The sequence below is a fragment of the Streptomyces sp. SD15 genome (genome assembly GCF_054462255.1).
Map to the genome: position 1 here is coordinate 141,375 of NZ_JBTLMO010000016.1, position 17,911 is coordinate 159,285.

General features: G+C 69.7%; 16 protein-coding genes. 8 read left to right on the top strand and 8 right to left on the bottom strand.

What is annotated here, in order from left to right:
• The first annotated feature begins 136 nt into the window (after positions 1-136).
• A complete protein-coding gene (locus ACX28W_RS18300) occupies positions 137-1,114 on the top strand; it encodes a DedA family protein (RefSeq protein ID WP_459000027.1) in 978 nt (325 codons plus the stop codon).
• Between the two features lie 110 nt (positions 1,115-1,224).
• Here ACX28W_RS18300 and ACX28W_RS18305 read toward each other — a convergent pair whose 3' ends face one another.
• Both ACX28W_RS18305 and ACX28W_RS18310 read right to left on the bottom strand, forming a co-directional pair.
• Positions 1,225-2,868 carry a threonine/serine exporter family protein gene (locus ACX28W_RS18305; protein ID WP_459000028.1) on the bottom strand — a complete coding sequence of 548 codons (1,644 nt, stop codon included), beginning with the start codon at positions 2,866-2,868 and terminating at the stop codon, positions 1,225-1,227.
• A 108-nt stretch (positions 2,869-2,976) separates the two neighbouring features.
• Positions 2,977-3,468, bottom strand: a complete 492-nt coding sequence (locus ACX28W_RS18310) for an inorganic diphosphatase (RefSeq protein WP_168529311.1) — start codon at positions 3,466-3,468, stop codon at positions 2,977-2,979.
• Between the two features lie 79 nt (positions 3,469-3,547).
• On the opposite strand from ACX28W_RS18310, the gene dacB reads away from it, so the two are divergent.
• From dacB to folE, 6 genes are all read left to right on the top strand, one after another.
• Positions 3,548-5,176, top strand: coding sequence for a D-alanyl-D-alanine carboxypeptidase/D-alanyl-D-alanine endopeptidase (gene dacB / locus ACX28W_RS18315; protein WP_459000029.1), 1,629 nt, complete (start codon positions 3,548-3,550; stop codon positions 5,174-5,176).
• Between the two features lie 133 nt (positions 5,177-5,309).
• Entirely contained in the window at positions 5,310-6,449 is a 1,140-nt protein-coding gene (locus ACX28W_RS18320) for a zinc-dependent metalloprotease (protein WP_459000030.1), read from the top strand.
• Between the two features lie 191 nt (positions 6,450-6,640).
• The gene (gene tilS, locus ACX28W_RS18325) at positions 6,641-7,648 is read left to right on the top strand and encodes a tRNA lysidine(34) synthetase TilS (protein ID WP_459000031.1); all 1,008 of its coding nucleotides are present in this window, start codon (positions 6,641-6,643) and stop codon (positions 7,646-7,648) included.
• 77 nt (positions 7,649-7,725) lie between these two features.
• The gene (hpt, locus tag ACX28W_RS18330; protein ID WP_037625953.1) at positions 7,726-8,286 is read left to right on the top strand and encodes a hypoxanthine phosphoribosyltransferase; all 561 of its coding nucleotides are present in this window, start codon (positions 7,726-7,728) and stop codon (positions 8,284-8,286) included.
• A 198-nt stretch (positions 8,287-8,484) separates the two neighbouring features.
• Positions 8,485-10,512 (top strand): ATP-dependent zinc metalloprotease FtsH, encoded by a 2,028-nt coding sequence (gene ftsH / locus ACX28W_RS18335; protein WP_459000067.1) that lies wholly within the window; start codon positions 8,485-8,487, stop codon positions 10,510-10,512.
• Positions 10,513-10,657: 145 nt separating this feature from the next.
• A complete protein-coding gene (folE, locus tag ACX28W_RS18340; RefSeq protein WP_459000032.1) occupies positions 10,658-11,263 on the top strand; it encodes a GTP cyclohydrolase I FolE in 606 nt (201 codons plus the stop codon).
• A gap of 27 nt (positions 11,264-11,290) precedes the next feature.
• Here folE and ACX28W_RS18345 read toward each other — a convergent pair whose 3' ends face one another.
• From ACX28W_RS18345 to ACX28W_RS18370, 6 genes are all read right to left on the bottom strand, one after another.
• Positions 11,291-11,776, bottom strand: a complete 486-nt coding sequence (locus ACX28W_RS18345) for a DUF3180 domain-containing protein (RefSeq protein WP_459000033.1) — start codon at positions 11,774-11,776, stop codon at positions 11,291-11,293.
• Positions 11,777-11,867: 91 nt separating this feature from the next.
• The gene (gene folK / locus ACX28W_RS18350; protein ID WP_459000034.1) at positions 11,868-12,479 is read right to left on the bottom strand and encodes a 2-amino-4-hydroxy-6-hydroxymethyldihydropteridine diphosphokinase; all 612 of its coding nucleotides are present in this window, start codon (positions 12,477-12,479) and stop codon (positions 11,868-11,870) included.
• Positions 12,476-12,835, bottom strand: a complete 360-nt coding sequence (folB, locus tag ACX28W_RS18355; protein ID WP_362085646.1) for a dihydroneopterin aldolase — start codon at positions 12,833-12,835, stop codon at positions 12,476-12,478. Before folB ends, folK begins: the two co-directional genes overlap by 4 nt.
• 276 nt (positions 12,836-13,111) lie before the next feature.
• Positions 13,112-13,606 (bottom strand): nuclear transport factor 2 family protein, encoded by a 495-nt coding sequence (locus ACX28W_RS18360; protein ID WP_459000035.1) that lies wholly within the window; start codon positions 13,604-13,606, stop codon positions 13,112-13,114.
• Positions 13,603-14,472, bottom strand: a complete 870-nt coding sequence (folP, locus tag ACX28W_RS18365; RefSeq protein ID WP_459000036.1) for a dihydropteroate synthase — start codon at positions 14,470-14,472, stop codon at positions 13,603-13,605. Before folP ends, ACX28W_RS18360 begins: the two co-directional genes overlap by 4 nt.
• Complete coding sequence (locus ACX28W_RS18370) at positions 14,469-15,923, bottom strand: phosphatidylglycerol lysyltransferase domain-containing protein (RefSeq protein ID WP_459000037.1); 1,455 nt, start codon at positions 15,921-15,923, stop codon at positions 14,469-14,471. The genes folP and ACX28W_RS18370 overlap by 4 nt, the downstream gene beginning before the upstream one ends.
• A gap of 322 nt (positions 15,924-16,245) precedes the next feature.
• Here ACX28W_RS18370 and ACX28W_RS18375 point away from each other — a divergent pair, with 322 nt between their 5' ends.
• Positions 16,246-17,781: a hypothetical protein gene (locus ACX28W_RS18375; protein WP_459000038.1), complete on the top strand. Its 1,536-nt coding sequence runs from the start codon at positions 16,246-16,248 to the stop codon at positions 17,779-17,781.
• The last annotated feature ends 130 nt before the right edge of the window (positions 17,782-17,911 follow it).

Below are 17,911 nucleotides of genomic sequence, written 5' to 3' on the forward strand. Positions count from 1 at the left end.
CAGCTTCGTCCCAGTCGGCACACAGTGCATCCTGGAAGCACTGGTGGAACCTGGGGCGGACACATTGCGTTGATAGCTTTGGTCGCCAGTACCAGGACCGCCGTACTTTTCCTTCACCCCTCAGGAGCCCGGAACCGTGACGACGCTTGCCCTCGGACCAAGCTGGCTGGATCCGAACACGCTCCTGGACAACTTCGGCATCTGGGGCCTGCTTCTCATCGTGTTCGCCGAGTCCGGCCTGCTCATCGGCTTCTTCCTGCCGGGCGACTCGCTGCTGTTCACCTGTGGTCTGCTGATCACCGCGGGCACGCTGGACTTCCCGTTGTGGGCGGCGGTCGCGTTGATCTGCGTCGCCGCGATCCTCGGTGACCAGGCGGGCTACATCTTCGGCAAGAAGGTCGGACCCGCGCTCTTCACCCGGCCGAACTCCCGCCTCTTCAAGCAGGAGAACGTGGTCAAGGCCCACGAGTTCTTCGAGAAGTACGGGCCCAAGTCCCTGGTCCTGGCCCGCTTCGTGCCCATCGTGCGCACGTTCACGCCGATCATCGCGGGCGTCAGCGGCATGAAGTACCGCTCCTTCATCACCTACAACATCATCGGTGGTGTCCTGTGGGGCGCGGGCGTCACGCTGCTCGGTTCCTGGCTCGGCAACATCGAGTTCGTGAACAAGAACATCGAGGCGATCCTGATCCTGATCGTCCTCATCTCGGTGGTCCCGATCATCATCGAGTTCCTGCGGGCACGCTCCCAGGCCAAGAAGAACCCGCCGGAGCCGGGGACCCCCCAGGGCCCGGCTCAGTACCAGCAGTCGGCTCCGGCCCCCGTCATGGACGACGCCACGCGCCCACTGCGCATGCACCCGGCTCAGCAGCCCCAGGACCAGTACCAGCAGGACCAGTACGCGCAGGACCAGTACGCGCAGGGCCAGGGCTACCCGCAGCAGCAGCCTCAGCAGCCGTACGGCAACCAGGACCAGGGCTACTACCAGCAGGGTTACCCGCAGACCTACGACCAGCAGTACCCGCAGGGTTACCCGCAACAGCAGCCCCAGCAGCAGCCGTACGGCAACCAGGACCAGGGCTACCAACAGCAGCAATACCCCTACGGCAACTGAGCGCCCCACAGGGGCGCGGCGCGGTGACATCACGCGGCTCCGCCGCGTGGGCGCGACAAGCCACCCACAACCCGCAGGCAGTCGAACGACCGCCTGCGGTTGCCCCGTTCCTAGAACCCTCGCGTCCGCTTCGCGGCCTGCCGCCCCCCGGCGGCGCCGATCGGCACGCGTAGGAACAGCCGCGAGATCTCCGACCCCAGGTTCACACCGATCGCGATGGCCATCGCCAGCGCCGCGGCCTTGCTGAGGGACACGAGCCCCTGGTCGATGTCGTTCTGGGCGATCGACAGCAGCCCGAAGTAGGTGGCCGATCCTGGCAACAGGGGCCCGATCGCCGCGGTCGTGTACGGCAGCGCGGAGGCGAAGCGGTAGCGGGACAGAAGCTGCCCGAAGAGGCCCACCAGGCCCGCCGCGACGGCCGTGGAGGCGACCGGTGAGATGCCGCCCGAGTAGTGCATCGCGCCGTACACCGACCAGGCGACGCCTCCGTTGAGGGTCACCGCCAGCACGGTGGATCGTTCCTGCTGGAGCAGGATCGCGAAGGTCAGCGACAGCAGCATCGACGCGGCGATCTGCACCAGGGGCCGCTCGGAGACGCTCAGGGCCTGGTCCGGATTGAGCTCGGCGCCGAACTTCACGCCGAAATAGAGGACCAGGAGGACGCCGACGATGATGCCCACGAAGAGGTACATGACCTCCAACAGGCGCGCGGACGCGGTGATGTAGAAGCCGGTCAGCCCGTCCTGCACGCCCGCGACGAGCGCCCGCCCGGGCAGCAGCGCGAACAGCCCACCGGTGATCACCGCGGACGCCTTCACGTCGACGTGCGCGAGCTGGAGTGCGACCCCTATCGCCGCGGGCGGCATGGCGGCCACCGTGAACTGGTAGAACTCCGGCAGCCCGCGCCCCGCGCACAGCCACGCCAGTCGGTCGCCCAGCATCGCGCCGAGCGCCGCGGCGACGAACACGATCGCGTCACCGCCGACGAGCACCGAGGCCGCACCGGCGAGCAGCCCGCCGGACGCGGTCAGCACCCAGCCGGGATACGGGTGACGGTTGCGCCGCATCTCGGCGAGCCGCCGGTAGGCGTCCTCCAGGGAGACCGCGGTCTCCGGGTCGCTCAGATCGGCGACGAGCCGGTAGACGGCCGCGAGCCGCGTGTAGTCCGTGGCGCGGCGGCGTACGGTCCGCGAAGCCGTCACCGGGTCGTCCACCAGGGACGGCTGGTACGAGATCGACAGCAGGGTGAAGGTGACGTTCGGCTCGCAGCGGTCCAGGCCGTAGGAGCGGCAGACGGCGAACATGGCCGCCTCCACGTCCTCGGCGCCCTCACCGCCGGCGAGGAGCAACTCACCGATGCGCAGCGTCAGATCGAGCACGCGCGGGACGGCGGGCCCCGCCTCGTCCTCCTTGTGCACCGGTTCGGGCGCGGGACGCTCGGCCACCGGCATGCGCAGCATCGTGCGCATCCGGTCCTGCCAGGGCACGTCCTTGGTCAGACTGACCGCGGGGATGCCCCCCGGCGGCGTGAACGCGGGCGGAGCGTGCTTCGCGTGGTAGGTGCGCGGGGTGCTGAACGCCGACCCCTCGGACTCCTCGGCAGCCGCCGACTCCGGCGGCACCAGCCCTTCCGGGATCGCGAACTCCGAGGTGGTCCCCGACTCGTCCTCGACCGCCGGTGCCACGCCGTCCGGCTGGGCGAAGGCACTCCTCGCCTCGTCCGACTGCGGTTTGCGGTCCTCCGCCTCGGTCACCAACTGCTCCCGACTACGTACATCCAGTACGCCTCAGTATGCGCACCGATACGCGAACGGGCCGCGCCACCCCGGCAGGGGTCACGCGGCCCGCACGGCACAGGAGGGTCAGTGACCGCCCTGCTCCTTGAGACGCTTGTAGGAACGCTCGATCTCGGCCTCGGCCTCCGTACGGCCCACCCAGTTGGCGCCCTCGACGGACTTGCCGGGCTCCAGGTCCTTGTAGACCTCGAAGAAGTGCTGGATCTCCAGGCGGTCGAACTCCGACACGTGGTGGATGTCGCGCAGGTGCTCCACACGCGGGTCGTGCGCCGGGACGCACAGCAGCTTGTCGTCGCCGCCGGCCTCGTCCGTCATACGGAACATGCCGATCGTGCGGCACTGGATGAGGCAACCGGGGAAGGTCGGCTCGTCCAGGATGACCAGCGCGTCCAGCGGGTCGCCGTCCTCGCCGAGGGTGTTCTCGACGAAGCCGTAGTCGGCCGGGTAACTGGTCGAGGTGAAGAGTCGACGGTCCAAGCGGATCCGACCGGTCTCGTGGTCCACCTCGTACTTGTTCCGCGAACCCTTCGGAATCTCGATCGTGACGTCGAACTCCACCGGTGGCTCCTCCATGATCAGCACATAGTTCTGGTGGTTAAGTGTCCCTCACGCAGGTGTGTGATCGCGAAAGGGGCTGGTGATCGTGCCAGAGCTGAGGGCTTGGCGGGCCGCGAGACCGCATGTGGTGCGGGTCGCGCGGACCGTTCGGCCGCACATGGTGCGGGTCGCACAGTCCGTTCGGCCGCAGGTCGCGCGGATCACGCAGTCCGTGCAACCGCGCGTGCTGCGGGTTGCTCAAGCCGTCCGGCCGCGTTCCGTGAAGTTCACGACTCCGCAGCTCACAACCGTCGCCGCCACCGCGGGCCTGGCGCTCGCGGCCGGAGCGGTGGCCGTGGCCGGTCCCTGGGACTCCTCCGGTCAGCGTACGGCCGAGCGCGACTGGGCCGCATCGCGGGCCCCGGAGGGTGGCGCAGATCACGGACGTAATTCCGATACGTACCCCACGGCCCCGAAGCCCGCACCCAGCGCCGCGTCCGTACTGACCGGCCTCGGCGGTTCCACGGGCTCGGTGCCGCCGCCGACCGAACAGGCCCTCGCGAGCACCCTCGACAAGCTCCTCGCCGATCCCGCCCTGGGTGCGCGGCGCACGGCCGTGGTCGTCGACGTGGCGACCGGTAAGCGGCTGTACGGCAAGGACGCCGACCAGGCGCAGACCCCGGCCTCCACCACGAAGATCGCCACCGCCGTCGCCGCGCTCTCCACCGCGGGCGCCGACCACCGCATCGAGACCCGTACGGTCCTGGAACCCGACACCAAGGAGATCGTGCTCGTCGGCGGCGGCGACCCGACCCTGACCGCTCGCGCGGAGGCGGACGGCCTCGCCAGTCTGCGCACCCTCGCCGACGACACGGCGAGGGCCCTGAAGGCCCGTCACCTGGACCAGGTGACGCTCTCGTACGACACCTCGCTGTACCCGGGTTCCCCTTCCACACTGCACCCCATCGGCACCAACCCCAACCTCGCGCCGGTCAGCGCCCTGATGGTCGACGAGGGCCGCACCGACGACTCGACCAGCGGCCCGGCCACCCGCACCGCGGACCCGGCGGCGGACGCGGCCCGGAAGTTCGCGGACCTGCTCCACACCAAGGGCATCAAGACGACGGTCCCCGGGCCTTCGAAGGCCACGAACCGCTCGCAGGCCCTCGCCTCGGTCTCCTCGCCGCCCCTGTCCTCCCTCATCGAGCGGATGCTGACGAACAGCGACAACGACATCGCGGAGGCCATGGCCCGACAGGTCGCCCTCGCCACGGGCGAGCAGGCCGACTTCGCGGGCGCCGCGAAGGCGATCGGCGCACAGCTGAAGAAGCTCGGACTCCCGCTGTCCGGCGCGCACTTCGAGGACGGCAGCGGCCTGAACCGCGCCGACCGGCTCACCGCCGACCTGCTCACCGCGCTGCTCGCGAAGGCCGGCGACCCGGCCCACCCCGAACTCCGCACGGTCCTCACGGGCCTGCCGGTCGCGGGCTTCACCGGCACCCTCAGCGACCGCTACACGGCCTACTCCTCGGGCACCGGCGTCGTACGCGCCAAGACCGGCACGCTGACGGGCGTGAACACCTTGGCGGGCACCGTGGTGGACACCGACGGCCGCCTCCTGGCCTTCGCCTTCCTCACGTCCGACGAGGCCAGTCCTCCGGACCCGGTGGCGGCCCAGTCGGCCCTGGACCGCACGGCAACGGCGCTGGCGGCGTGCGGCTGCAGGTAGGGGCCACGGCCGTTGCCGCGGACCCCGTCGGGCCCTCCCCGGGCGGCGCCCGGCCTCCCGTACCCCGCCTCTCCGGCATGATCCGCCGAACAGGACCTCACCGCAGTCGGACCCGCTCACGTACGGTTGACGCATGACGAGCATCGGTGGTGCCGAGATGGTCGACTGGAATCTCGCGGTGGCGACCGCGACACGACTCGTGCGGCCTGGCCCCGAGGTGAGCCGCGACGAGGCCCGAGACGTCGTCGCGGAGCTGCGCCGACATGCGAAGGCCTCCGAGGAACACGTCCGCGGCTTTACTCGTATGGGCACGGAGGACACCCACGACACCCCCGTACTCGTCGTCGACCGCCCCGGCTGGGTGCGGGCGAACGTCGCCGGGTTCCGTGAGCTCCTCAAGCCCCTGCTGGACAAGATGCAGGAGCGGCGCGGGAGCAGCCCCGGGGGAGCGGTCCTCGGCGCCGTCGGCGGCAAGGTCACCGGCGTGGAGCTGGGCATGCTGCTGTCGTTCCTGTCGTCGCGGGTCCTCGGGCAGTACGAGACCTTCGCGCCGGCGACGAGGGAGCTCCCGGCCGGTGGCCCCCCTGACGCGGCGAGCGGTGGTGGGCGGCTCCTGCTGGTCGCGCCGAACATCGTCCACGTGGAGCGCGAACTCGACGTGGAGCCCCACGACTTCCGCCTCTGGGTGTGCCTGCACGAGGAGACGCACCGCACCCAGTTCACGGCCGTGCCCTGGCTGCGCGACCACCTCGAGGGCGAAATCCAGTCTTTCTTGGGAGAGACCGAGGTCGACCCCATGACGGTTCTGGAGCGGATCAGGGAAGCCGCCCAGTCGCTCGCGGGCGGGCGGCCCGAGGGCGAGGAGGAGGACGGCGGCCGGTCGCTGGTCGAGATCGTGCAGACTCCGGCTCAGCGGGAGATCCTCGCCCGGCTGACCGCCGTGATGTCCCTCCTGGAGGGCCACGCGGACTTCGTCATGGACGGTGTGGGGCCGGCCGTGGTCCCGTCCGTGAGCGAGATCCGCGAGAAATTCCAGCAACGGCGGGCCCGGGGGGCCTCCCGTCTGGACCTCGCCCTGCGCAAACTGCTGGGTCTGGACGCCAAGCTGAGGCAGTACCGCGACGGTGAGCGGTTCGTTCGCGCGGTCGTCGAACAGGTGGGTATGGACGGGTTCAACCGGGTGTGGACTTCCCCGAACACCCTCCCGACCAAGACGGAGATCGCCAAACCGGCGGACTGGGTCGCGCGGGTGCATCGCAAGGCAGAGTCGTGAACCCTACGGGAGAGTCGTGAAACGAATCCGGCCGACGGCAGGTGAACGCCCCTCCAATCACCCGTCCGAGGGACCGTGAGCCATGCGTGGGCGTGCAATGCTCGGGGAACGGCCGGTTTCTGTCACCATCTACACACTCTGAGTGACCGAAGCTGGCTCACCCCCCGAAAACTTCATGAAGGGAACCGGACATGGGTCCCCATCCTGCGGTCGCGGCGATACGCCTGGCGGTTCGCCGCGTACTCCACGACATCCTCATCGACCACAAACCCCCTCCAGGCGAGTCCTCCCCGCTCGTCCTCGTAGCCTGCTCCGGCGGCGCCGACTCCATGGCGCTCGCCTCCGCGCTCGCCTTCGAAGCCCCCAAACTCGGCATCCGCGCCGGTGGCATCACCGTGGACCACGGTCTGCAGTCCGGTTCCGATCTGCGCGCCGGCGACGTCGTCGGACGCCTCGTCGAGCTGGGCATGACCCCCGTCGAATCCCTCGCCGTCACGGTCGGCCGCGACGGCGGACCAGAAGCGGCCGCGCGCGACGCCCGGTACGCCGCCCTGGACGCCGCCGCCGAGCGCCATGGCGCCGTCGCGATCCTGCTCGGCCACACCCGCGACGACCAGGCCGAGACGGTTCTGCTCGGCCTCGCCCGCGGCTCCGGCATCCGCTCCCTGTCCGGAATGGCCGCGGTCTCGGGGGCCGGCGGCCGTTACCGGCGTCCGTTCCTGCACCTGGACCGGCAGACCGCCCGCAAGGCCTGCATGGTCCAGTCGCTGCCCGTCTGGGACGACCCGCACAACGCCGACCCGGCGTACACCCGCTCGCGGCTGCGTCACGAGGGTCTGCCCGCCCTGGAGAAGGCGCTCGGCAAGGGTGTCGTCGAAGCGCTCGCCCGTACGGCCCAGCTCTCCCGCGACGACGCCGACGCCCTCGACGCCTGGGCCGGCCAGGCCGAGGCCTCCGTACGCGACGCTGCGGGCCTCCTGGAGTGCGCGAAGCTCTACGCCCTGCCGCCCGCCGTGCGCCGCCGCATCCTGCGCCGCGCCGCCATCGAGGCGGGCGCTCCGGCCGGTTCGCTTTTCGCCCGTCACATCGAGGAAGTCGACCGGCTGATCACCGGCTGGCGCGGCCAGGGGGCCATCAATCTCCCGGGCAAAGTCGTCGCACAGCGGCAGGGTGGCAGACTGGTGATTCGGCAAGGCTGAAACCGGACCCTCCACCGGGACCGCTCACGCGGGGCGCGGGCGGTCCGAGCGGCTGGTGTGACGGACGACCGAAAGTGATGCGGGTGGACGCGAAAGACATGGGCACCGACCTCAAGTCGGTGCTCATCACCAAGGAAGAGATCGACGCCAAGCTGGCTGAGCTGGCCGCGAAGATCGACGCGGAGTACGCGGGCAAGGACCTGCTGATCGTCGGTGTCCTCAAGGGCGCCGTGATGGTCATGGCGGACCTCGCGCGTGCGCTGTCCACCCCCGTCACGATGGACTGGATGGCGGTGTCGTCGTACGGCGCGGGCACCCAGTCCTCCGGGGTGGTGCGGATCCTCAAGGACCTCGACACCGACATCAAGGGCAAGCACGTCCTCATCGTCGAGGACATCATCGACTCCGGGCTGACGCTGTCCTGGCTGATCTCCAACCTCGGCTCCCGCGAGCCGGCCTCCCTCAAGGTGTGCACGCTGCTGCGCAAGCCGGACGCGGCCAAGGTCGCGATCGACGTGGAGTGGGTCGGCTTCGACATCCCGAACGAGTTCGTCATCGGGTACGGCCTCGACTACGCGGAGAAGTACCGCAACCTGCCGTTCGTCGGTACGCTCGCGCCTCACGTCTACGGCGGCTGAACCTCCCGGTCCCCATCGTCGTAAGACGATCGGGAACCCCAGCGGGTTTCGCGCCGTTGAAGCAGGCGTGGGCGGGATTGCCAGTCGTCCCCTGCGGCATCGGGTGACAATGCTGGGGTACCGTCCGAAGAACAGTCTTTAAAAGTCTTTATCAAACTCACTATGGCAGGAGGGACGGGGCGGCACCGCTCCGTATGGATGGACGTGAAGCGATACTTCCGTGGGCCGGTCATGTGGATCGTGCTGGCCGTCCTTGCCGTGGTCGTGTTGATGCAGGTCGTCGGTTCGTCCGGCGGCTACAAGACGGTGGACACCGGCCAGGTCGTCCAGGCGATCAATGACAACAAGGTCCAAGAGGCCAAGCTGACCACCGGCGACGAGCAGACCATCAAGGTCCAGCTCAAGGACGGCGAGAAGGTCGACGGCAGCTCGAAGATCCAGGCGAGCTACATCGGCGACCAGGGCGTGACTCTGGCCAACACACTCCAGGACAAGTACCAGACCAAGCAGATCCCGGACGGCTACACGGTCTCCCCGACCAAGCAGAACGCCTTCCTCGGGATCCTGCTCTCCCTGCTCCCCTTCGTCCTCATCGTGGTCGTCTTCCTGTTCCTGATGAACCAGATGCAGGGCGGCGGCTCCCGAGTCATGAACTTCGGGAAGTCCAAGGCGAAGCTCATCACCAAGGACACCCCGAAGACGACGTTCGCGGACGTCGCGGGCTCGGACGAGGCCGTCGAGGAACTCCACGAGATCAAGGAGTTCCTCCAGGAGCCGGCCAAGTTCCAGGCCGTCGGGGCGAAGATCCCCAAGGGTGTGCTCCTGTACGGGCCTCCCGGTACCGGTAAGACGCTCCTCGCGCGCGCCGTCGCGGGTGAGGCCGGCGTTCCCTTCTATTCGATCTCGGGTTCCGACTTCGTCGAGATGTTCGTCGGTGTCGGTGCCTCCCGAGTCCGTGACCTCTTCGAACAGGCCAAGGCGAACGCTCCGGCGATCGTCTTCGTCGACGAGATCGACGCGGTCGGCCGCCATCGCGGCGCCGGCCTCGGCGGCGGTCACGACGAGCGCGAGCAGACGCTGAACCAGCTGCTCGTCGAGATGGACGGCTTCGACGTGAAGGGCGGCGTGATCCTCATCGCCGCCACGAACCGGCCCGACATCCTCGACCCGGCCCTCCTGCGCCCCGGCCGCTTCGACCGTCAGATCGCGGTCGACCGCCCGGACATGCAGGGCCGCCTGGAGATCCTCAAGGTTCACCAGAAGGGCAAGCCGGTCGCCCCGGACGTCGACCTCTCGGCGGTCGCTCGGCGCACGCCGGGCTTCACCGGCGCGGACCTGTCGAACGTGCTGAACGAAGCGGCGCTGCTCACCGCGCGCAGCAACGGCAAGCTGATCGACAACAACATGCTGGACGAGGCGATCGACCGCGTGGTCGCGGGCCCGCAGAAGCGGACCCGGATCATGTCGGACAAGGAGAAGAAGATCACCGCGTACCACGAGGGCGGCCACGCCCTGGTCGCGGCGGCGTCTCCGAACTCCGACCCGGTCCACAAGATCACGATCCTGTCGCGTGGCCGTGCCCTCGGCTACACGATGGTCCTGCCGGACGAGGACAAGTACTCCACGACGCGCAACGAGATGCTGGACCAGCTTGCCTACATGCTGGGCGGCCGCGCGGCCGAGGAGCTCGTCTTCCACGACCCGACCACGGGCGCTGCGAACGACATCGAGAAGGCCACGGCAACGGCCCGCGCGATGGTCACGCAGTACGGCATGACCGAGCGTCTCGGCGCGATCAAGTTCGGCGGCGACAACACCGAGCCCTTCCTGGGCCGGGAGATGTCGCACCCGCGTGACTACTCGGAAGAGGTCGCCGCGCTCGTCGACGAAGAGGTCAAGAAGCTCATCGAGAACGCGCACAACGAGGCCTGGGAAATCCTGGTCGAGAACCGCGACGTCCTCGATCAGCTGGTGCTCCAGCTGCTGGAGAAGGAGACGCTGAGCAAGGATCAGATCGCCGAGATCTTCGCTCCGATCGTCAAGCGCCCGGCCCGCCCCGCGTGGACCGGCTCCTCCCGGCGCACCCCGTCCACCCGCCCGCCGGTGCTCTCCCCCAAGGAGCTGTCGCTGACGAACGGGTCGAACGGCGCGACGCCGGCCATCGCCAATGTGACGGAGTCCGTCCAGGTGAAGGAAACGGCTCCGGAGGACCGCCCGGAGAGCTGACCTTCGCCGGCTCCTGGTGGCCTCACCAGGCCCGGAATGAATGCCGTGCCCCCCTGGTTCTAGCCTGGGGGGTACGGCATTTTGGTATACACGCAGGTTGGGCACGTCGACCCGCACGCGTGAGAGGCACAGGAACGAGGACCACATGACCGACCCCGTGACGCTGGACGGCGAGGGCGCGATCGGCGAGTTCGACGAGAAGCGCGCCGAGAACGCGGTGCGAGAGCTGCTGATCGCGGTCGGCGAGGACCCGGACCGGGAGGGGCTGCGGGAGACGCCGGCGCGGGTTGCCAGGGCGTACAGGGAGATATTCGCGGGCCTGTGGCAGCAGCCGGAGGACGTGCTCACGACGACGTTCGACCTGGGGCACGACGAGATGATCCTGGTGAAGGACATCGAGGTGCTGAGCAGCTGTGAACATCACCTGGTCCCCTTCGTCGGAGTTGCCCACGTCGGGTACATTCCGTCCGTCGACGGCAAGATCACGGGTCTCTCGAAGCTGGCCCGCCTCGTGGATGTGTATGCACGGCGCCCGCAGGTGCAGGAGCGGCTGACGACCCAGATCGCCGACTCGCTGATGAAGATCCTTGAGCCGCGCGGTGTGATCGTCGTCGTCGAATGCGAGCACATGTGCATGTCGATGCGAGGGGTACGCAAGCCCGGCGCGAAGACCATCACGTCGGCGGTGCGTGGGCAACTGCGGGATCCGGCCACCCGTAATGAGGCGATGAGCCTGATCATGGCGCGCTGACGCCGATCGGCCGTCGCCGGACAGGCCCTAAGCCGCCGGAGCCGTCCCGCCGTTGGTGTCGTCGTCCTCCGGGAGTTTGCAGACGCGCTCCAGGAAGAAGGCGGCCGCTATGACGCCGATGCCGGCCAGGACGGAGAAGCCGGCGTAGATGGCCTGGTCGCGGCGGGCGGGGATGTCCAGGGATTCGAGCAGGAACACGCCCGTGCCGCCGTACATGCCCGCCACCAGGGCGGCGACCAGGGCGCTCGCCTGGCCGAAGACGACCGCGCGGGCCGCCATCAGCGGGTCGACGCCCTTGGCGCCGGGGCGGCGCTCACGCTGGGCCTTGAGGCGGGTGCGCAGTGAGAGCGCCGTCGCGAGGAGGACAACGGCGATCAGGGCCAGCACGATGGGGGCGGCGAGGGGGACCCGGGGGAGTGTGCCGACCGCGTTCCACAGGCGGGCGCCCGCCCAGGACAGCACACCGGCCACGACGAACACGACGGCCAGCGTCCTGATGCGCAGCTCTTTCACTCAGTTCCCCTCGGGATCGCGTGTGGCGGCCCACAACAGGGCTCTTCCCTGCGGACGGTCGTCCGGCCACTGGTCGCCTTGACCTTAACGACTACTCGGGCAGCCTGAGTTCCAGGTCGGCACGGGGCGCGACTCCGTGCAGGGCGACATCGGCGAGGAGCTGGGCCACGGGGCCGCGGCCGGGCAACTGCGCCTCGGGCTCCACGTCGAGCCAGGGGGCGAGGACGAAGGCCCGCTCGTGGGCGCGCGGGTGAGGGAGGGTCAGAACCGGGTCGCCGGAGATGACATCGGCGTACGCCACGATGTCCACGTCGATCGTGCGGGGGCCCCAGCGCTCGTCGCGTACGCGATGGAAGGCCTCCTCGACCGCGTGCGCGCGCTCCAGGAGCGAGGACGGGGGGAGGGTGGTCCTGAGGACCACGACCGCGTTGAAGTACGTCGGCTGGCTGCCCGGTTCGACGCCCCACGGCTCCGTCTCGTAGACGGGGGAGACTGCCTTGATGCGGACGCCAGGGGTGTCCTCCAGGGCGTCGATGGCTCCCTGGAGGGTCTCCAGGCGGTTGCCCAGGTTCGAGCCGAGGGAGATCACCGCGCGCTTGGGGTTCTGCAGAGTTGTGTCGGCGGCGTCCACCCGCTCCACCACGGAGGCGGGCACCGGCTGTACGGTCGGGTCGCTCTGACCCTCGGTGAAGAAGGCGGTCATACTCGGCTCCGGGTGATGGTGACGGTGACGTCGTCGAAGGGGACCGTGATCGGCGCGTCCGGTTTGTGGACGCAGACCTCGACCTCCTGTACCCCGTCGTGCTTCAGGCAGGCCTGGGCGATGCGCTCGGCGAGTGTCTCGATGAGGTCGACGGGCTCTCCCTCGACGACGGCCACGACCTCCTCCGCCACGATGCCGTAGTGCACGGTCTTCGTCAGGTCGTCGTCGGCCGCGGCCGGCCGGGTGTCCAGGCCCAGCGACAGGTCCACGATGAAGGTCTGGCCCTCTTCGCGTTCCTTCTGGAAGACACCGTGGTGCCCACGGGCCTTGAGGCCGCGCAGCGCGACACGATCCACGCGAATCACTCCTGCAATCGTCGGACAGTGCTTTCCGGGCTGTATCCCTTGGCGGCTTCGCCGCGGGCCCCAGACCCCGAGCCATCATGAACCGGTTGCGGTCGGCACATCTTTGGCCTCAAACGAATCTACCTGCGGCCACTGACAAAGCTCGCCTGTGGGCGCGCGCGCCCACCTGATGGTCATCAGGCTTCATCGGGTGTTTCCCCTGGGGAATACGGCGGCTCATGGGTTGGTAGCCGCCCGTACCCGGCAGTAGGTGATTCCAACCACTCCTCAACCGGCCGTGTCCTCGTCCTCCTCCTCGCCGGATTCGGCGAGGACGGGGGAGGCGTGGTGCGACCAGAGCTTCCAGCCGTCGACCGTGCGCCGAAACACATTGGTGGCGACGACCAGCTGGCCGACGAGCGGGCCCAGCTCGTCGCTGTCGTCCGGTGCGGGGCCGCCGCTGAGGATGTTCTCGGTGCAGGTCACCAACGCGGCGTCACCGGTGACGGACACATGCACGTCGGTGAGGAAGAACTGGATGTACTCGGTGTTCGCCATGATCAGCGCGTACGAGCGCAGGACCTCGCCGCGGCCGCTGAGGACCGGCCAGCCGGGGTGGACGCAGGAGATCATCGCGCCGTCCCCCTCGATGTCGTCGTCGGCGGTGTCCAGCGGGGCCAGCCAGAGCGACGACAGCTCTTCGAAGTCTCCCCGTTCCAGCGCCTCGTAGAAGGCGGTGTTGGCCAGTTCGACCTGCTCGACGTCGGTGCGGGGTGCGCTCACAGGGCTCCCTCTACGGCCCGGGCGACTCGTACGGCGTCGGCGGTGGCCCGTACCTCGTGGACCCGGACCGCCCACGCGCCCTGGTGCGCGGCGAGTGCGGAGACGGCGGCGGTGGCGGCGTCCCGCTCGCGCGCGGGCGGGACGCCTTCCGGGCCCGCCAGGACGTGGCCCAGGAACCGCTTGCGGGACGCGGCGACGAGCAGCGGATGGCCGAGGTCGCGCAGCCGGTCGAGGTGGGCCAGCAGCGTCAGGTCGTGTTCGGAGTCCTTGGAGAAGCCGAGGCCCGGGTCGACGACGATCCGGTCGGCGGCGATGCCGCCCGCCAGTACGGCCTCCACGCGTGCGTGCAGCTCGTCGACGACTTCGGAGACGACGTCCTCGTACGTCCCCCGCACGTTGCCGCCCTCCAGGAAGCCGCGCCAGTGCATGACCACGAAGGGGGCGCCGGCCGCGGCGACGGTCGGGATCATGGCGGGGTCGGCGAGGCCGCCGCTGACGTCGTTGACGAGGGCGGCGCCCGCGGCGAGCGACTGTTCGGCGACGGACGCGCGCATGGTGTCCACGGAGACGGTGACGCCCTCGGAGGCGAGGCCGCGGACAACGGGGATGACGCGCTTGAGCTCTTCCTCCTCGTCCACACGGGTGGCGCCGGGGCGGGTGGACTCGCCGCCGACGTCCACGAGGTCCGCGCCCTCGGTGACCAGGCTCAGGCCGTGCTTGACGGCGGCCGTCGTGTCGAACCAGCGGCCACCGTCGGAGAAGGAGTCCGGGGTTACGTTGACGACTCCCATGACCGCGCAGCGGTCCCATGTCGGCAGTCCGGCGACTTGGCCGCGGATGCGCCCGCGCTCGCGCTCGATGCTCATATGTCCAGCCTAGGCCGCTTCGCGGCCATGCTTTCCCGCCGCCACCTGTATCGGTCCGTCCAGTGGTCCCCTCGAACCGCCGAACCCCGCGCGGCGGGGCTACGCCGCGCTGACCCGCGCTCCGTGACCCTGTGCGGACAAGGGCGGGGAGTCGGTGTGCGGCGGCGCAGCGGGCGCGGAAGCGCCAGGTTCACGAAGCCCTCCGCCTGCAGGGCGGCGAAGCCGATGCGCGGGAGGTCGCGGTCGCGGCGCATCAGGTCCGCGGCGCGCCGTATCCGGTCCAGCTCACCCTCGCCGAGGTCACGGATGCGTCGTACCCGGGTCTCGTAACCGGCACGTTCGATGCGTTTCACCATCTGGCGAACGTTCCGCATCGAGCGCCCGGCCAGGGAGAAATCCGTGGCGTCCACCACCGCCTCGTCGCCCAGTTCGAGGGCGTCGAGCCCGGTCTCGCGGGTCCACACCTCGCCGCCCGTCTCGGAGCAGCCCATGACGGCAGGGGTCCAGGAGTGGGCCTTCGCCTCGTCCATGAAGCGTTCCATGGCGCCGGGCCAGGCCTCGACATCGCCGATGGGGTCGCCGCCGGCGAGCATCACACCGCAGACCACGCGGTAGGTGACGGCCGCCTTGCCGCTGGGCGAGAAGACGACGGCCTTGTCGCGGCGCGGTGCGAAGTGACCGAGCGAGTCGCGGGCGCCGTGCTTGGCCAGGAGGGCGCGCAGCCGGGTCTCGTCGTCCTGAGTGAGGCGTGCGGCGGGGTGTTCGGGGCGGAAGGCCAGGTAGATCGTTGTGACGGCGGTCAGCAGGCCGAGCGCGCCGAGCGAGAAGGCGACCGTCCAGGAGGTGGGTTCGGTGTAGTCGACGGGGCCTTCGAAGCCGAACATGCCGTACAGGACGTGCGTGATGCGGTCGGCCAGGCTCGGGTCGCCGATCATCCGGTTCTCGTTGGCGCCGACGATGACGAGTCCGAGGACGAGGGAACCGGCGCCCATGAGCACGAAGTTGGCGAGCGCGCGCCAGCGGCTGCGTGGATCGGGCAGGGCCTCGAACTCCCTCCGGTGACGCAGCAGCGGCGCGAGCAGCGCGAGGGAGATGACGGCACCGATGACCGAGTGACGGTACGCGAACTGCGCGACGGCGCTGGCCGGCAGCAGGACCACGGCGGCCCGCCACGCCCGGCGCTTGCGGCGGCGCAACCCGTGAGCCAGAAGCAGCAGAAGCACACCCACGCCGAGCGACAGCGCCGCGGCGAACGGGCCGAGCGCGCCGGGCAGTATTTCGGCGATGGCGTGCATACGGCTGCGCCGGAAGTGCGGGAAGACGCCGGCGGCGATGTCCAGGAGCCCTACGAGTGCGCAGGCGCTGGCGACGAGGGTGGATACGGCCTCCGGGCGCGGACCGCGGACCAGGCGCCGTGTCCTGCCGGGGCGGCCTGGAATCGCGCCCGGCATATCCCCATCTATCCTGACAGACATCGCATCCCGTGGTTCTGCGAGAGACCTCGAATCCGGTGCCAATCCGGCATCCGGCGACATTGCGCCCTCTAGGACGGTGTCTTGGGGGGTCAGGTTCACTCCCCACCGGAAAGCCGTTCTAAAAGGCAGGGAAAGTCCGGGGCAAGCCCTGTGAAGGAGCGGAGCGGGCGAGGCTGGGGAACCGATCAAGGAGTAGTGCGCTCTTGGGGGTGCCCGGGGCGGTGCGAAGGCTTCGGGGTGGCTGTGTTTTTACCGTGCGGGGCACCAAGATTCGCCTACGCGCGGTAAGTTTCTGGCCATGCCACGTGGACGTCACCGCCATTCCCCGCCTCTGCACAGGCTGCTGCCTCCGTCGGCGATCGCAGGCGTCTCGCTCGTCTGCGCCGTGGGGCCCTGGCTGTTCACGGAGCCACTGGTGCTCCGCATGCTGGCCGCGGGTGCCGCGGTGACGGCCGTGGCGGGCGGGTTCGTCATGCGCCGTTGGGACACGGCGGCGGGCAAGCGGGTCGCGGACCTCACGCGCGCGCGTGCGAGCGACGAGTGGCGCCACGAGGAGCGCGTCGCCGAACTGGAGACCGACCTCGACGAGTCGCGTGAGCTGCGCACCAAGCTCGAGCACAAGCTGCGCGCGAAGCGGGCGGAGCTGGCGGGCCTGCGCAACGAACACGCGGCGCTGCTACGGCGGTACGCCACGGCGGAGACGGAGCGGGCGACCGCTCTGGAGGGACGCCGGCTGCTTGCGATAGAGACGTCGGAGCCCGCTCGTGCGTTGCCCGCCGCCTCGACGGCTGCGGCGGAGTCCGTGGAGCCGGCAGCTACCCCGGAAACGCTCGAAAGCGTGGCTGCGGCGAGCGAAGACCCGAGCGAGGAAGCGGCCGCCGAGACGGAGCCCGCCGAGACGGAGGCCACCGAGACGGAGGCCACCGAGACGGAGCCCGCCGACGAGTCCGACGACGAGTCCGACGACGAGTCCACGGATGCGCCCGCGTCTCCCGAGGTCTTCTCGCCGACCGGGTCGTCGCTCTTCCTGCGGGCCAACGCGGCGCTGAGCCGGATCGCGAGCGGCGCCGCGGACGCCGAAGCCGAAATCGAAGCCGACACCGAAGCCGACACCGACACCGAAGCCGCTTCGGACTCCGACCCCGAGCCTGACCCTGACCCCGAGCCCGAACCCGAGCCCGAGTCCCGCTCCGTACCCGAGAACGACGACGCCGCCGAGGCAGTCCAGGGCGAGCTGACGAAGGGCGAGACCTCGACGGACGGTTCCGCGTACAACGGGTCCGTGACGGGCGAGTCCGCGAACGGAGAGCTCGCGCAGGGCGGTTCCACTGAGACGGGCCAGTCGGCGGACGCCGCCGCGGAGGAGGGCGAGGCACAGGGGAAGCCCGAGGCGGTTGACGAGCATGAGCGCTCGGCCGCCGTACCCACGTCCGCCTCGGCGCAGCCCGCCGAGGCGTCCCGTTCTGTGGTGCCGGTGACGCCCGTGAAGCCCGTGAAGTCCGTCAAGCCTTCCCGTCCCTCCGGGCACTTCGCCGTGCCGACCGCGGTGGCCGTCGTACCGGCCGCACCCGTGCGGCGCCCGTCGGTCGAGGGCGGGTTCGACTTCTTCGGTACGCAGAAGGGGACGTCGTCCGACGCGCTGGACTCCGTACAGAACGAGGACCTCGCGGACGTGGTCGGCCAGGAGGCGCTCGCTCTGCACAAGGCCGAGGCCGAGTCCGGTTTCAAGCCCGCGGACGAGGAATACCGCGGCGTCGGTCAGGTCATCGACCTGACCGCGCACGACGAGACCGAGCGGATCGACGTGGCGGAGCTGCGGAGCGCGGTTTCCTGAACGCGCCGGTACCACCGGACAGTTCGCGCACGGACCGACTCACGGATTGACGGATTACTTGGGGGCAGTGGCACCAGCCACTGCCCCCAAGGGCCTGTCCGGCGGATCATGCCGCAGACGCGGGGCCTGG

What these genes read in the sequence shown, in the direction of transcription:
- ACX28W_RS18370 (WP_459000037.1), bottom strand. Translation starts at nt 15,923, where the DNA reads ATGCCGGGCGCGATTCCAGGCCGCCCCGGCAGGACACGGCGCCTGGTC.
- folP (WP_459000036.1), bottom strand. Translation starts at nt 14,472, where the DNA reads ATGAGCATCGAGCGCGAGCGCGGGCGCATCCGCGGCCAAGTCGCCGGA.
- hpt (WP_037625953.1), top strand. Translation starts at nt 7,726, where the DNA reads ATGCGGGTGGACGCGAAAGACATGGGCACCGACCTCAAGTCGGTGCTC.
- ACX28W_RS18375 (WP_459000038.1), top strand. Translation starts at nt 16,246, where the DNA reads ATGCCACGTGGACGTCACCGCCATTCCCCGCCTCTGCACAGGCTGCTG.
- ACX28W_RS18320 (WP_459000030.1), top strand. Translation starts at nt 5,310, where the DNA reads ATGACGAGCATCGGTGGTGCCGAGATGGTCGACTGGAATCTCGCGGTG.
- ftsH (WP_459000067.1), top strand. Translation starts at nt 8,485, where the DNA reads ATGGACGTGAAGCGATACTTCCGTGGGCCGGTCATGTGGATCGTGCTG.
- folE (WP_459000032.1), top strand. Translation starts at nt 10,658, where the DNA reads ATGACCGACCCCGTGACGCTGGACGGCGAGGGCGCGATCGGCGAGTTC.
- tilS (WP_459000031.1), top strand. Translation starts at nt 6,641, where the DNA reads ATGGGTCCCCATCCTGCGGTCGCGGCGATACGCCTGGCGGTTCGCCGC.
- folK (WP_459000034.1), bottom strand. Translation starts at nt 12,479, where the DNA reads ATGACCGCCTTCTTCACCGAGGGTCAGAGCGACCCGACCGTACAGCCG.